This window comes from Streptomyces zinciresistens K42 (genome assembly GCF_000225525.1).
GTDB lineage: Bacteria > Actinomycetota > Actinomycetes > Streptomycetales > Streptomycetaceae > Streptomyces > Streptomyces zinciresistens.
Map to the genome: position 1 here is coordinate 1 of NZ_AGBF01000169.1, position 14,880 is coordinate 14,880.

The 14,880-nt window shown below is 72.5% G+C and carries 10 protein-coding genes; 8 read left to right on the forward strand and 2 right to left on the reverse strand.

Annotation, left to right across the window (positions count from 1 at the left end):
- The 3 genes from SZN_RS29250 to glgB form a co-directional block, all read left to right on the forward strand.
- Window positions 1-582, forward strand: a 582-nt coding sequence (locus tag SZN_RS29250) for an alpha-glucosidase C-terminal domain-containing protein (protein WP_007502099.1), incomplete at its 5' end; no start/stop codon positions are given.
- Between the two features lie 93 nt (window positions 583-675).
- A complete protein-coding gene (locus SZN_RS29255) occupies window positions 676-2,157 on the forward strand; it encodes a maltokinase N-terminal cap-like domain-containing protein (RefSeq protein WP_007502100.1) in 1,482 nt (493 codons plus the stop codon).
- Window positions 2,154-5,156: a 1,4-alpha-glucan branching enzyme gene (gene glgB, locus SZN_RS29260; protein ID WP_007502101.1), complete on the forward strand. Its 3,003-nt coding sequence runs from the start codon at window positions 2,154-2,156 to the stop codon at window positions 5,154-5,156. The genes SZN_RS29255 and glgB overlap by 4 nt, the downstream gene beginning before the upstream one ends.
- 83 nt (window positions 5,157-5,239) lie before the next feature.
- Here the strand turns inward: glgB and SZN_RS29265 are convergent, their stop codons facing one another.
- Both SZN_RS29265 and SZN_RS29270 read right to left on the reverse strand, forming a co-directional pair.
- Window positions 5,240-7,459, reverse strand: coding sequence for a HelD family protein (locus SZN_RS29265; RefSeq protein WP_007502102.1), 2,220 nt, complete (start codon window positions 7,457-7,459; stop codon window positions 5,240-5,242).
- Window positions 7,460-7,747: 288 nt separating this feature from the next.
- Window positions 7,748-9,142, reverse strand: coding sequence for a C4-dicarboxylate transporter DctA (locus SZN_RS29270; protein ID WP_007502103.1), 1,395 nt, complete (start codon window positions 9,140-9,142; stop codon window positions 7,748-7,750).
- 196 nt (window positions 9,143-9,338) lie between these two features.
- Here SZN_RS29270 and SZN_RS29275 point away from each other — a divergent pair, with 196 nt between their 5' ends.
- The 5 genes from SZN_RS29275 to SZN_RS29295 all read left to right on the forward strand — a co-directional run.
- Complete coding sequence (locus SZN_RS29275; protein ID WP_007502105.1) at window positions 9,339-10,970, forward strand: sensor histidine kinase; 1,632 nt, start codon at window positions 9,339-9,341, stop codon at window positions 10,968-10,970.
- A complete protein-coding gene (locus tag SZN_RS29280; RefSeq protein ID WP_007502107.1) occupies window positions 10,967-11,671 on the forward strand; it encodes a response regulator in 705 nt (234 codons plus the stop codon). The genes SZN_RS29275 and SZN_RS29280 overlap by 4 nt, the downstream gene beginning before the upstream one ends.
- A gap of 118 nt (window positions 11,672-11,789) precedes the next feature.
- Window positions 11,790-13,160: an extracellular solute-binding protein gene (locus tag SZN_RS29285; RefSeq protein ID WP_086021466.1), complete on the forward strand. Its 1,371-nt coding sequence runs from the start codon at window positions 11,790-11,792 to the stop codon at window positions 13,158-13,160.
- A gap of 10 nt (window positions 13,161-13,170) precedes the next feature.
- Window positions 13,171-14,112 (forward strand): carbohydrate ABC transporter permease, encoded by a 942-nt coding sequence (locus SZN_RS29290; RefSeq protein WP_007502112.1) that lies wholly within the window; start codon window positions 13,171-13,173, stop codon window positions 14,110-14,112.
- Between the two features lie 4 nt (window positions 14,113-14,116).
- A partial coding sequence (locus SZN_RS29295) for a carbohydrate ABC transporter permease (protein WP_007502114.1) occupies window positions 14,117-14,880 on the forward strand: 764 nt, incomplete at its 3' end.

Genomic DNA, 14,880 nt, shown 5'->3' on the forward strand with positions numbered 1-14,880 from the left:
AACCAGATCGAACTGTTCACCGCCCTGCTGCTGTCGCTGCCCGGCTCGCCGATCCTGTACTACGGCGACGAGATCGGCATGGGCGACAACATCTGGCTCGGCGACCGCGACGCCGTACGCACACCCATGCAGTGGACCCCGGACCGCAACGCGGGCTTCTCCTCCTGCGACCCCGGCCGGCTCTCCCTGCCGACCATCATGGACCCGGTCTACGGCTACCAGGTGACCAACGTCGAGGCGTCGATGTCCTCGCCGTCCTCCCTGCTGCACTGGACCCGCCGCATGATCGAGATCCGCAAGCAGAACCCCGCCTTCGGCCTCGGCTCCTACACCGAACTCCCCTCGTCGAACCCGGCCGTCATCGCGTTCCTGCGCGAGTACGAGGACGACCTCGTCCTGTGCGTCAACAACTTCTCGCGGTTCGCGCAGCCGACCGAACTGGACCTGAGCGAGTTCGGCGGACGCCACCCGGTGGAGCTGTTCGGCGGGGTGCGGTTCCCGGCCATCGGCGCCCTCCCGTACCTGCTGACCCTCGGAGGCCACGGCTTCTACTGGTTCCGGCTCCGCAAGGACGCCCTCTAGAGGCGTGCCCCGGGCGGGGCGGTTTCCGCCGCCCCGCCCGGGGCACGCATGAGTAACCCCACCCCGCACCCCCCGGGGAAAGGACGCGACGCCATGTCGGAAGCCGTCACCCGTAGCCTCGCCACCCCGCCCGGCCTCCTCGCGTCACTGGATCCGCTGCTGAGGCAGTGGCTGCCACGGCAGCGCTGGTTCGCGGGCAAGGGCCGTCCGCTCACGGGCTTCTCGCTGGTCGCGGCCACCGAGCTGCTGCCGCCCGGCGGCCGGCGAGGCCTGTACCACCTGCTGGTGCGCGCCCATCAGGCGCTCGCGCCCGTCCCCGGCGCCGCCGAGCAGCCCGCCGACTGCTACCAGTTGCTGATAGGCGAGCGCGAGGCGCTGCCCCCACGGCTGGCGCCCGCGCTGATCGGACACGTGACCGAGGGCCCGCTCGCCGGACGCACGGTGTACGACGCCCTGCACGACACCCGTCCCGCCGAACTGCTCCTGGAGGCGCTGCGCTCCGGCACCCGCGTCGGCGCCCTGCGCTTCGAGCGGGACCCGGACCAGGAGATCCGCCCCGGCCTGGTGCCGCGGCTGGTCACCGCCGAGCAGTCGAACTCGTCGGTCGTCTACGGCGACACGTTCATCCTGAAGCTGCTGCGCCGGGTCGTGCCCGGCGTCAACCCCGACCTGGAACTGCCACTGGCGCTGGCCCGCGAGGGCGGTGACCGGGTGCCCGCGCCGACCGCGTGGATGTGCGCCGACCTCGGCGGGGACCCGTACGTCCTCGGAGTGCTCCAGCCCTTCGTGCAGGGCGCGGCCGACGGCTGGGAGCTGGCCCTGCGCGAACTGGCCAAGGGGGAGGACTTCACGGCGGAGGCACGGGCGCTCGGTCGCGCCACAGCCGAGGTGCACACCGCTCTGGCGCGTACGCTGCCGACCGTGACCCTCGGCTCTTCACAGGTGCGGCACCTGGTCGACGGGATGACCGACCGGCTCGGCTCGGCCGCGCAGGCGGTGCCCGCGCTGCGGCCGTACGCCCGCGCGCTGCGCTCCGCCTTCGAGGCGCTGGCGGACCTCGCGGCGCAGGGGTGCACCTGGACGGCGCAGCGCGTCCACGGCGACCTGCACCTCGGGCAGTGCCTGCGTTCGCCCGGCGGCCGGTGGTGGCTGATCGACTTCGAGGGCGAGCCCTCGAAGCCGCTGGCCGAACGGCGGATGCCGCAGCCGCCGCTGCGGGACGTGGCCGGGATGCTGCGCTCGTTCGACTACGCGGCCCACGCGGCCGGCCATCGGGCGCCCGGCTGGGCCGATTCGTGCCGGGCGGCGTACTGCTCGGGGTACGCGCGGGCCGCGGGCGCCGATCCCCGCACCGATCCGGTGCTGCTGCGGGCGTACGAGACCGACAAGGCGATATACGAGGTCGTGTACGAGGCCCGTCACCGCCCCGACTGGCTCCCGGTGCCGCTGGCCGCGATACGCCGCCTCGCCGCGGACGGCGGTGCTCCGTCCCCCTCTCAGCTCTCTCACCCCTCCCTCCCCTCTCACCCCTCCCTCCCCGCTTGCCCACCTTCGCCCAGGAGGCCCCGCCCGTGACCCCCCGCACGACTGACTCCAGCGGTTCGGACCCGAAGAAGACGGCCGGGAGCGCGGCCGAGCGAACGAGCGTCGTGAAACCGGCGGAGCCCGCCGACGAGGCCGCCGCCGCGGCGGCACCGGCGAGGAGGGCGGCGAGGAAGCCGGCCGGGAAGACGGCCGCGAAGACCGCCGCCGCCGGGAAGACTCCCGCGCAGAAGACCGCCGCGAAGAAGACCCCGGCGAAGACTCCCGGGAAGAAGGCGGCCGCGAAGAACACGGCGGAGAAGGCGGCCCCGGAGAAGAAGAGCGCTGAGAAGAAAAGCGCTGAGAAGAAGAGCGCGGCGAGCAAGGCCACGACCGAGCCGGCCGCAGCACGGAAGGCACCGGCGCAGCGGACCGCCGCGCAGAAGGCGGCCGGGAAGAAGGCGGTCGGGAAGGCGGCGGTCGGGAAGGCGGCGGTCGGGAAGGCGGCTGAGAAGAAGGCGCCCGCGCAGCAGGCCCCGGCCAGGAAGGCGGGGTCCGGGAAGGCTCCCGCCCGGAAGACCACCGCGGGGAAGGCCGCCGCCGGGGAGGCGGCGGCCGGGAAGGCCCCGGTGAAGAAGCGCGCCGCCGGGAAGGCCGGGGCGCGGAAGGGGACCGCCGAGGACGGCTCCCCGGCCGTCGCGAAGACCGGAGCAGGGGCGGGGGCCGGAGCAGGGGCGGGGGCGGGGGCGGGGGCGGGGGCCGGATCAGGGTTCGGGGCCGCCGGGAGGATTCCCGCGCAGCAGCACGCGGAGCCGCGGGCTCCCGCCGGGCGCACGGCACCGCGACCGCCCGCCGGGGCGGCCGTCTCCCCCGCGCTCGACGCCTCCGACCGCGAGCGGCTGCTGGCCGCCACCCACCACGACCCGCACGCCGTGCTGGGCGCGCACCCCGTGCCCGGCGGCATCGCCTTCCGGGCGTTCCGGCCCTACGCCCTGTCCGTGACCGTCGTCGCGGGCGCGCTGCGCGCCGAACTGCACGACGACGGCGAGGGGTTCTTCTCCGGCCTGCTGCCGCTGCGGGACGTGCCGGACGCCTACCGGCTGCTGGTCGCCTACGAGGGAGCCGTCCAGGAGACCGAGGACGCCTACCGGTTCCTGCCCGCGCTGGGCGAACTCGACCTGCATCTCATCGGCGAGGGCCGGCACGAGGAGCTGTGGCGGGCGCTCGGCGCCCTGCCGATGACCCACCAGGGCGCGACGGGCACCCGCTTCACGGTGTGGGCGCCGAACGCGCGGGGCGTGTCCCTCGCCGGCAGCTTCAACTTCTGGGACGGCACCGGGTATCCGCTGCGCTCGCTGGGCGGCACCGGGGTGTGGGAGCTGTTCGTGCCCGGCATCGGCGAGGGCGAGCTGTACAAGTTCGAGATCACCCGGCCCGACGGTTCGAAGACGCTGCGCGCGGACCCGATGGCGCGCCGCACCCAGATCCCGCCCGAGACCTCGTCGGTGGTGCACGCCTCGCACCACGAGTGGGGCGACGCCGAGTGGCTGGAGCGGCGCGGGCGGACCGCGGCGCACGAGGCGCCGTTCTCGGTGTACGAGGTGCATCTGGCCTCCTGGAGGCCGGGGCTGACGTACCGTCAGCTCGCCGATCAACTCCCCGCCTACGTCAGGGATCTGGGCTTCACGCATGTCGAGCTGATGCCGGTCGCCGAGCACCCCTTCGGCGGTTCCTGGGGTTACCAGGTCACCGGCTTCTACGCGCCGACGGCCCGGCTGGGCACGCCGGACGACTTCAAGTACCTGGTCGACGCCCTGCACCGGGCGGGCATCGGGGTGCTGATGGACTGGGTGCCGGCGCACTTCCCGCGCGACGACTGGGCGCTGGCGGAGTTCGACGGGCGTCCGCTGTACGAGCACGAGGACCCGCTGCGCTCCGCGCACCCCGACTGGGGCACGCTGGAGTTCGACTTCGGCCGGCGCGAGGTGCGCAACTTCCTTGTCGCCAACGCGACTTACTGGTGCGAGGAGTTCCACATCGACGGGCTGCGGGTGGACGCCGTGGCCTCCATGCTCTACCTGGACTACTCGCGCGAGCCGGGCCGGTGGGTGCCGAACGAGCACGGCGGGCGGGAGAACCTGGACGCGGTGGCCTTCCTCCAGGAGATGAACGCCACCGTGTACCGCAGGGTGCCGGGTGTCGTGACGATCGCGGAGGAGTCCACGGCCTGGGACGGCGTGACCCGTCCGACGCATGTGACGGGGCCGGGCGGCTTCGGCGGCCTGGGGTTCGGTCTGAAGTGGAACATGGGCTGGATGCACGACTCGCTGGAGTACATGGCGAAGGAGCCGGTGCACCGCAAGTACCACCACGACCGGATGACGTTCTCGATGGTGTACGCCTACAGCGAGAACTACGTCCTGCCCATCTCCCACGACGAGGTCGTGCACGGCAAGCGGTCGCTGGTGTCGAAGATGCCGGGCGACTGGTGGCAGCAGCGCGCCGACCTGCGGGCGTACCTGGGCTTCATGTGGGCCCACCCCGGCAAGCAACTGCTTTTCATGGGGCAGGAGTTCGCGCAGGGCGCCGAGTGGTCGGAGGCGCACGGGCCGGACTGGTGGCTGCTCGATCCGGCGTACGGCGCGGAGGCGGACCACCGCGGGGTGCGGGACCTGGTACGGGACCTGAACACGGTGTACCGGCACACTCCGGCGCTCTGGCAGCGCGACACCGACCCGTCCGGCTTCCGGTGGATCGTCGGGGACGCGGCCGACGACAACGTCTTCGCCTTCCTGCGCTTCGACGCGGACGGGGGCGCGCTGCTGTCGGTCTCGAACCTGTCGCCCGTCGTACGGCACGACTACCGGCTCGGGGTCCCGGAGGACGTGCCGGCCTGGCACGAGGCGGTGAACACCGACGCCGCGCGCTACGGCGGCGGTGACCTCGTCAACCCCGAGCCGCTGAAGCCGGAGGCCCAGCCCTGGCACGGCCGGGCGGCCAGCATCCGGCTGACGGTGCCCCCGCTGGCGACGGTCTGGCTGCGCCCGGCCTGAGCACCCGCGCGGCCGGGCCGGGCCGGCGCCCCCGGCCCGGCCCGGTCGCCCGTCCCGTCAGCCCGACCCGTCAGCCCGACCCGTCAGCCCGTCCCGGTCAGGCCCCGCGGCAGCCGGCCGGTGTGCAGCACGCCGAGCCGCTGCGTCGCGCGGGTGAGGGCCACGTACAGGTCGCTGGTGCCGAACCGGTCCGGCTCCACCACGAGGACCGAGTCGAACTCCAGCCCCTTGGACCGGCGCGGGTCGAGGAGGACGACGCTTCGGGTGAGGTCGGGCTCGGCGTCCGCCGTCACCCCGTCCAGCCGTGCCGCCAGCGCGCGGTGCAGGGAGCGCGGCGCGATGACCGCGAGGCGCCCCTCGGCGGGCGCCAGCTCCCCGACGGCCTTCGCCACGGCGCCCGGCAGGTCGTCGGTGGCCCGCACCCAGGGCCGTACGCCGGTCGAGCGGACCGAGCGCGGCGGCTCGAAGTCCGGGTCGCCGGCCCGCACGACGGCCGCCGCCAGGTCCATGATCTCCGCCGGTGTGCGGTAGTTGACGCCCAGCCGGGTGTGCTCCCAGCGGTCCTCGACATAGGGTTCGAGGATCTTCGCCCAGGAGCCGACGCCGGCCGCCTCCGCCGTCTGGGCGGGGTCGCCGACCAGGGTCATCGAGCGGGTCGGGCTGCGCCGCATGAGCAGCCGCCACGCCATCGGCGACAGCTCCTGCGCCTCGTCGACGATGATGTGCCCGAACGCCCAGGTGCGGTCGGCCGCGGCCCGCTCGGCGGCGCTGCGGTGGTCGTCCTCCTCGTGCCGCTCGGCGAAGCGCTCGGCGTCGATGATGTCGTGGGCGGACAGCACCTCGGAGTCCTCGTCCTCCCTGTCGTCGAACTCGTACGTCCGCGAGGCGTAGGAGACGTCGAGCACGCCCTGCGCGTAGGCGACCTGTGTCTCGCGCTCGCGTTCGACGCGGACGCGGGCCAGGCGGTCGTCCTCGCCGAGCAGTTCGGCCGCCTCGTCGAGCAGCGGGACGTCCGCCACGGTCCACCGCCGGGTGACGGGGCGGCGTACGGCGGCGGCGTCCTCGTCGGACAGGTGGGCGCCGGGGTCGGCGAGGAGGTCGGCGACCAGCCGCTGCGGGGTCAGCCGGGGCCACAGCCGCTCGACGGCGGACCACACCTCGGGGTTCTCGGCGAGTTCGTCGCGGATCTGGGTGATGTCGGCGGGGTCGAGGAGGCTGCCGCCGTCGTAGGGGTCGGTGCCGACCCGCTCGGCGTACAGCTCGGTGAGGGTGTTGAGGAGGTGGCCCTCGAAGTGCTCGCGGGCCGCGTTGTGCGGGAGCCCGGCGGCCCGGGTGCGCTCGCGGGCGACCCGTACCAGGCCGTCGTCGAGCATCAGGACCTCGCGGTCGTGCGCGATGGCGATGACGGGGTCGGGCAGCGCCTGCCGCGCGCGGACGGCCTCGGCGAGGACGTCCGCCATGTCGGCGCGGCCCTTGACCGCGGCGGCCTCGCGGGTGTCGTCGGCGGTGGCGCGCACCCCGGGGAACAGCTCGCCCACGGTGGACAGCAGCACGCCCGTCTCGCCGAGGGCGGGCAGCACCCGGCCGATGTAGCCGAGGAAGGCGGGGTTGGGGCCGACGATCAGGACGGCGCGCCGGGCGAGCAGTTCGCGGTGCTCGTAGAGCAGGTAGGCGGCGCGGTGCAGGGCGACCGCGGTCTTGCCGGTGCCGGGGCCGCCCTCGACGACGAGCACGCCGCGGTGCGGGGCCCGGATGATCTCGTCCTGCTCGGCCTGGATGGTCCGCACGATGTCGTTCATCCGGCCGGTGCGCGCGGAGTTCAGCGCGGCGAGCAGCACGGCGTCGCCGGAGGGGTCCTCGTGGCCGGTGCGCTCCTGGTCGCCGAGGTCCAGGATCTCGTCGTGCAGGGCGGTGACGGTGCGGCCGGCGGTGGAGAGGTGGCGTCTGCGCCGAAGGCCCATCGGGGTGTGGCCGGTGGCCAGGTAGAAGGGGCGGGCGACGTCGGCCCGCCAGTCGACGAGGACGGGGGTGCGCTCGGCGTCGTCGGTGCGCAGTCCGATGCGGCCGATGTGGTGGGTGACGCCGCAGGAGAGGTCGATCCGGCCGAAGCAGAGCGAGCCGTCGACCGCGTCGAGCGCCGCGAGCAGGCTGGAGCGCTCGGCGACGAGGATGTCCCGCTCCAGCCGGGCCTGCATGGGCGTGCCGCCCTGGGCGAGCGCGTCCGTGACGGCGGTCTCCGTGGCACCGCGGAGCGCGTCCACGCGGGCGTACAGGCGGTCGATGAATTCCTGCTCGCCCCGCATTTCACCGTCCTGGAATTCGGTGTTTGACAATTCCACTCCCGCCCGGATATAATCTGCGAACTGGATTTCACGGCGACTTGAATAAACCGAGTCGCGAATCCATGAATATACGCAGAGAAATCCCCCGAGCGCAATTGCTCGGGGGATTTCTCGTATTCCGGGCTCCGGCGCCCGGCGGGGTGGGTCCGGGCGGCTGAGCGACGGTGCCGGCTCAACCGCCCGGAGTACGGCCGGGCGCCCGGCCCCGGTTCAGGCGGGGCCGGGCGTCCGGAGCGGGGCGGGCAGGCGTCAGGCCCTCGCGAGTTCCTTCTCGCCGTCGGCCTCCGGTGCCTCGGCGGGGGCGGCGTGGCCCCCGTGGCCGTCGTCGAGCAGGGTCTTCTCGTCGAACGGGAGCTGCCCGGCGAGCACCTGGTCGACGCGCTCGCGGTCGATCTCCTTGGTCCAGGTGCCGATCAGGACCGTGGCGACGGCGTTGCCCGCGAAGTTCGTCAGGGCGCGGGCCTCGCTCATGAAGCGGTCGATGCCGACGACGAGACCGATGCCGTCCACCAGGGCGGGCTTGTGCGACTGGAGGCCGCCGGCCAGGGTCGCGAGACCGGCGCCGGTGACGCCCGCGGCGCCCTTGGAGGCGATCAGCAGGAACAGCAGCAGCGGGATCTGCTGGCTGACCGACATCGGCGTGCCCATGGCGTCGGCGATGAACAGCGAGGCCATGGTCATGTAGATCATGGTGCCGTCGAGGTTGAAGGAGTAGCCGGTCGGGACGGTGATGCCGACGACCGGCTTGCTGACGCCCAGGTGCTCCATCTTGGCGATGAGGCGGGGCAGCGCCGACTCCGAGGAGGAGGTCGACAGGATCAGCAGGAACTCCCGGCCCAGGTACTTGAAGAGCGCGAAGACGTTGAGGCCGGCGACGATCCGCAGCATCGCGCCGAGCACGATGAAGACGAACAGGAAGCAGGTCACGTAGAAGCCCAGCATCAGCACCGCGAGGCTCTTGAGCGCGTCCACGCCCGCGGAGCCGGTCACGGCGGCGATGGCGCCGAAGGCGCCGATGGGGGCCGCCCACATCACCATGGCCAGGATGCGGAAGACGAGGCGCTGGATGTGCTCGATGCCGCGCAGGACCGGCTGGCCGGCGTTGCCCATGGCCTGCAGCGCGAAGCCGGCGAGCAGCGCGATCAGCAGGGTCTGGAGGACCTCGCCCTCGGTGAAGGCGGAGACGATCGTGGTCGGGATGATGCCGAGCAGGAACTCGCTGGTGCTCTTGGCCTCGGCGTCGACCTGGGCCTGACCGGCGTTCTTGACGGCGTCGGTGACCGCGAGGCCGGTGCCCGGCTCCAGGATGTTGCCGACGATCAGGCCGATGCCGAGCGCGACCAGCGACATGACCAGGAAGTAGCCCAGCGCGATACCGCCGACGGCGCCCACCTTGGCGGCCTTGCGCACGGAACCGATGCCCAGCACGATCGTGCAGAAGATGATCGGGGAGATCATCATCTTGATCAGGTTCACGAAACCGGTGCCGATAGGCTTGAGCTCGACGGCGAAGCCGGGCGCGGCCAGGCCCACGGCGATACCGAGGGCCACCGCGATGATCACCGCGATGTAGAGGTAGTGCGTGCGGTCCCGCTTGGCGACGGGTGCGGCAGGTGCCGTATCGGGGGAACTGGCGGCGGCCACGGCTGCCCTCCTTGACGTCTTCGTCGGTTGTCACCGGCGTGCGGCTCACGTCCGGGGTGGGGGTTCGCTGGCGGGGAGCGGGCCCCGCGGGGGCGGGGGTCGTACGCAGCGATGCGGTGACTATCCCTTGCCGTGTGAGGGCGGTCACCCTTCCGTTCATTTAGTTCACCGTCGGACGGGGAGGCAGACTGGCGGCATGCGCATCCCCGCCCCGAGACCCCGCAGCCTGGCCGGGCAGCTCTTCGCGATGCAGGCCGTGCTCATAGCGGTGCTGGTCGCCGGGTACGCGGTGTTCACCTACCTCAGCGACCGCGACCAGGCCCAGGACGCCGCCGGCCGCCAGGCCAAGGCGGTCTCCCAGTCCATCGCCGACGCCCCCTCCGTACGGCAGGCCATCCGCACCGCGGACCCGACGGCGGCGCTCCAGCCGTACGCGCTGCGCGTCCAGCGCGACGCCGAGGTCGACTTCGTGACGATCATGAATCCGGCCGGCATCCGCTGGACGCACCCCGACGAGCGGCAGATCGGCCAGCGCTTCCGCGGCCACACCGCGCGTGCGCTGCGCGGCGAGCCGTTCACGGAGACGTACACCGGCACCCTCGGCGCCTCGGTGCGGGCCGTCGTGCCGATCTACGGCGACGGGGACGACAGCAGGCGGATCGTGGGCCTGGTCAGCGCGGGCATCCGGGTGGAGGAGATCACCAAGCGGGTGCAGGAGCAGCTCACCGCCCTGATCGGGGTGGCGGCGGGCGCCCTCGCGCTGGGCGCGGTCGGGACGTATGTGATCAACGCCCGGCTGCGCCGGCACACCCATGGCATGAACGCGTCCGAGCTGAGCCGGATGCACGACTACCACCAGGCCGCGCTGCACGCCGTGCGCGAGGGCCTGCTGATGCTGGACGGCCAGTTCCGGGTGGCGCTCATCAACGACGGCGGGCGCGAGCTGCTGGGCGTGGACGGCGACGTGGTGGGGCGGTCGGTGGCCGAGCTCGGCCTGCCCGCCCCGCTGACCGGGGCGCTGCTGGCGTCGGAGCCGAGGGTGGACGAGGTGCACCTGGCGGCCGACCGGGTCCTGGTGGTGAACACCTCCCCGGTGTCGGGCGGGGAGCGGCGCGGCACGGTGGCGACCCTGCGCGACGTCACCGAACTGCAGTCGCTGATGGGCGAGCTGGACTCGGAGCGGGGCTTCACCCAGGCGCTGCGCTCGCAGGCGCACGAGGCGGCGAACCGGCTGCACACGGTGGTCTCCCTGATCGAACTCGGGCGGGCGGAGGAGGCGGTGGACTTCGCGACGGCCGAACTGGAGCTGGCGCAGGCGCTCACCGACCAGGTCGTCGCCGCGGTGAGCGAGCCGGTGCTCGCGGCCCTGCTCCTCGGCAAGACGGCGCAGGCCAACGAGCGGGGCGTCGAGCTCGTGGTGTCCGACGACAGCCGGCTGGACGACGGGCTGCTGCCCGCCTCGCTGCCGGCCCGGGACCTGGTGACGATACTCGGCAACCTCATCGACAACGCCGTGGACGCGGCGCAGGGAAGTGCGGGGGCGCGGGTGACGGTGACGGCGTACGCGGAGGGCGGCGAGCTGGTGCTGCGGGTGTCGGACACCGGCGAGGGGGTCGATCCCGCGCACACCGAGGCGGTGTTCCAGCGCGGCTTCTCCACCAAACCGGCCGGGCCGGGCGGCCGGGGCCTGGGGCTGGCCCTGGTCCGGCAGACCGCGCTGCGCCACCAGGGCGCGCTGTCGGTGTCGGCGGCCGACGGGGGCGGGGCGGAGTTCGAGGTCCGGCTGCCGCTGGCGCGGGGCGCGGCGCTGGTGCGAGGTGAGCGATGACGGCGGCACCCGAGCAGGCGATCCGGGTCCTGGTGGTGGAGGACGACCCGGTCGCCGCGGACGCGCATGTGATGTACGTGGACCGGGTGCCCGGCTTCGTCGCGGTCGGCAAGGCGCACACGGGCGCGGAGGCCAGGCGCGCGCTGGAGCGTACGCCGGTCGACCTGCTGCTGCTGGATCTGCACCTGCCCGACGTGCACGGTCTGCAACTGGCCCGGTCGCTGCGGGCGGCGGGGCATCACGCGGACGTGATAGCGGTGACGTCGGCGCGGGACCTGGCGGTGGTGCGCGAGGGGGTGTCGCTGGGGGTCGTGCAGTACGTGCTGAAGCCGTTCACCTTCGCCACCCTGCGCGACCGGCTGGTGCGCTACGCCGAGTTCCACGCGGCGGTGGGCGAGGCGAGCGGCCAGGACGAGGTGGACCGGGCGCTGGCCGCCCTGCGGGCTCCGGGTCCCGCGGCCCTGCCCAAGGGGCTGAGCGGCCCGACCCTGGAGCGGGTGACGGTGGCCGTGCGGGAGACCGCGCGGGGGCTGACCGCGGCGGGCGTCGCCGAGGCGGTGGGCATCTCCCGGATCACGGCCCGGCGCTATCTGGAGCATCTGGTGGAGGCGGGCCGGGCCGAACGCAAGCCGGTCTACGGGCAGGTGGGCAGACCGGAACTGGTGTACCGGTGGGTGCCGGGGGTGGACAAGGGACGCTAGGGCGTGTGTGCCGCGCGCCCGCAAACCCGCGCACACGCATTGACCTGACTAGACCATTCCTCTTAGGTTCACCGGGCAGCCGTCCCGGCGCCACAAGGAAGTGCGCCCGCAGGAGGTCATGCCCGTGCGCCCCACCGCCGCCCTCCCCCCACTCCTCGCCCTGGCCCTCACCGCCGCGCTCACCGCCTGCGGCGGCGGCTCCGGCAGCGATCCGGACACCCTGAAGGTCTCCTTCAAGCAGTCCACGGACAACTCCATCAAAGTGATGGACACCTATCTCGCGGACATCAAGAAGCAGTTCGAGAAGGCCAATCCGGGCAAGAAGGTCGAGTTCGTGCCCATCAAGGCACCCGACGCGGAGTACTACACCAAGCTCCAGCAGATGCTCCGCTCCCCCAAGACCGCGCCCGACCTGGTCTACGAGGACACCTTCCTCATCAACTCCGACATCACCAGCGGGTACTTGCGGCCGCTCGACGCCTACCTCGCCAAGTGGCCGGACTGGAACCAGTTCATCGACACCGCGAAGGCGGCCGCCGAGGGCCAGGACGGCAGGACGTACGGCGTCCCCGACGGCACCGACACCCGCGGACTCTGGTTCGACAAGGGAGTGTTCGCCAAGGCCGGCCTGCCCGCCGACTGGCAGCCGAAGAACTGGGAGGAGGTCCTGCGGGCCGCCCGCACGATCAAGAAGAAGGTCCCCGGGGTGACCCCCCTGAACGTCTACACCGGCAAGCCGGCCGGTGAGGCCGCCACCATGCAGGGCTTCCAGATGCTCCTGTACGGCACGGGCGACGCCGCCACGGACCCGCTGTACGACCGGAGTTCGAAGAAGTGGATCGCCGCCGGGCAGGGCTTCGAGGACGCCCTCGCGTTCGTGGAGACCGTCTACAAGGAGAAGCTCGGCCCCGACGTCGCCGACGCCCTCGACCCCAACTTCGGTACCCGGGTGCGCGGTGAGCTGCTTCCGCAGGGCAGGCTCGGCATCGACCTGGACGGCTCCTGGCTCCCGCAGGACTGGCAGAAGGGCAGCGGCCGCGAATGGCCCGAGTGGTCGCGCAAGCTCGGCCTCGCCTACATGCCGACGCAGAACGGGCAGGCCCCCGGCAAGGTGAGCATGTCCGGCGGCTGGACCTGGGCGATCCCCGCCAAGGCCGGCAATCCGGACCTCGCGTTCGACTTCATCAGGACCATGCAGACCAAGGCGAACGCCCAGAAGTGGTACATCGCCAACTCGGGCATCGCGGTCCGCAAGGACGTCGCCGCTGACCCCGCCTACGTGGGCGCGCAGCCCGGCCTGAAGTTCTTCACCGACCTGGTCGCGAGCACCCGCTACCGGCCCGCCTATCCCGCGTACCCGAAGGTGTCCACCGCGATCCAGGAGGCGATGGAGAGCGTGACCACCGGGGACGCCTCGGTGCGGGAGGCGGCCAAGGCGTACGACGAGGAACTGAAAGCGGCGACGGACGGCCAGGTGACCGGTCAGTGAGCGGCACTTCATGACGTCCGCCACCGGCCCCGGCCCCGGCCTCACCACGAGGCCGGAGCCGGCGTCCGCACCGCCCGCGCCCCGCGGGCGCCCGCGCCACCTGCCGCTGCTCAGGGCCCTCCCCCTGAGCCCCGCCGTGGTCCTGCTGGTCCTCTTCCTCGCCGGCCCGATCGCCTACTGCGCCTACATCGCCTTCACCGACCTCCAGCTCACCGGCCAGGCCGAGGACTCCTTCGTCGGACTGGAGAACTTCCGTACGGCCTTCGGCGACGAGGCGTTCCTCAACGCCGTCTGGCTCACGCTCGTCTTCACCGTGCTCTCGGCCCTGGTCGGCCAGAACACCCTGGGCCTGGCGCTGGCGGTGCTGATGCAGCGCGCCTCGAAGCCGGTGCGCACGGTGGCCGGCGCCGTCGTGATCACCGCGTGGGTCCTGCCGGAGGTCGTCGCGGGCTTTCTGCTCTATGCCTTCTTCCGCCGCGAGGGCACCCTGAACGCCCTCCTCGACCAGCTCCATCTGCCCACCCAGAACTGGCTGTTCACCCTGCCGATCCTCGCGGTGTCGTTCGCGAACGTCTGGCGGGGCACGGCCTTCTCGATGCTCGTGTACGCGGCGGCCCTGAACGAGATCCCGAAGGAGGTCACGGAGGCCGCCGAGGTGGACGGCGCGAGCGGCCGGCGCCGTCTGTGGCACATCACGCTGCCGATGATCCGGCGTTCCATCGGCACCAACCTCATGCTCGTCACGCTCCAGACGCTGTCCGTCTTCGGGCTGATCTGGGTCATGACGCGCGGCGGGCCGGGCGGCAGGAGCCAGACGCTGCCGCTGTTCATGTACGAGGAGGCGTTCCAGAAGAGCATGATCGGCTACGGCACCGCGGTCGCCCTGCTGCTGCTGGTGGTGGGCTCGCTGTTCTCGGTGGTCTACCTGCGCCTGCTGCGGACGGAGGTCTGACGCCATGGCCCGGACCCTGTCCTCCCGCAGGAACGGCCGCCGGCTGGCCGCCGACGCCGGTCTGCTGGCGGTGGCCGCCGCCTTCGTGCTCCCGCTCGCCTGGGTCGTGCTGTCCTCGCTGGACACCCGGGCCGGCCTCCGGGTGAAGGTGCCCGACGGCCTGACCCTGGACAACTTCGACGCCGTCCTGACCCCGGACATCACCTTCACCCCGCTGCTCAACAGCCTGCTGCTGTGCGGCGGGGGGACCCTGCTGACGGTGGCCTGCGCCGCGCTGGCCGCCTATCCGCTGTCGCGGTTCCGCTCCCGCTTCAACCGTCCGTTCCTGCTGACGGTCCTCTTCGCGACGAGCCTGCCGATCACGGCGATCATGGTGCCGGTGTACGCCCTGTTCGTGCAGGTGAACCTGATCGACACGACGGGGGGCACGATCTTCTTCTTCGCGGCCTCCCAACTGCCCTTCGCCATCTGGCTGATGAAGAACTTCATGGACGGGGTGCCGAAGGAGCTTGAGGAGGCCGCGTGGACCGACGGGGCGTCCTCCTTCCAGTCGCTGCTGCGGGTCGTGCTGCCGCTGATGGGGCCGGGCGTGGCGGTGGTGACGGTGTTCTCGTTCGTGATGATGTGGGGCAACTTCTTCGTCCCCTTCATGCTGCTGCTCACCCCGGACCAGATGCCGGCGGCGGTCAGCATCAACGAGTTCTTCGGCAACCGGGGGACGGTGGTCTACGGCCAGCTCGCGGCGTTCTCCCTGATCTACTCGGCGCC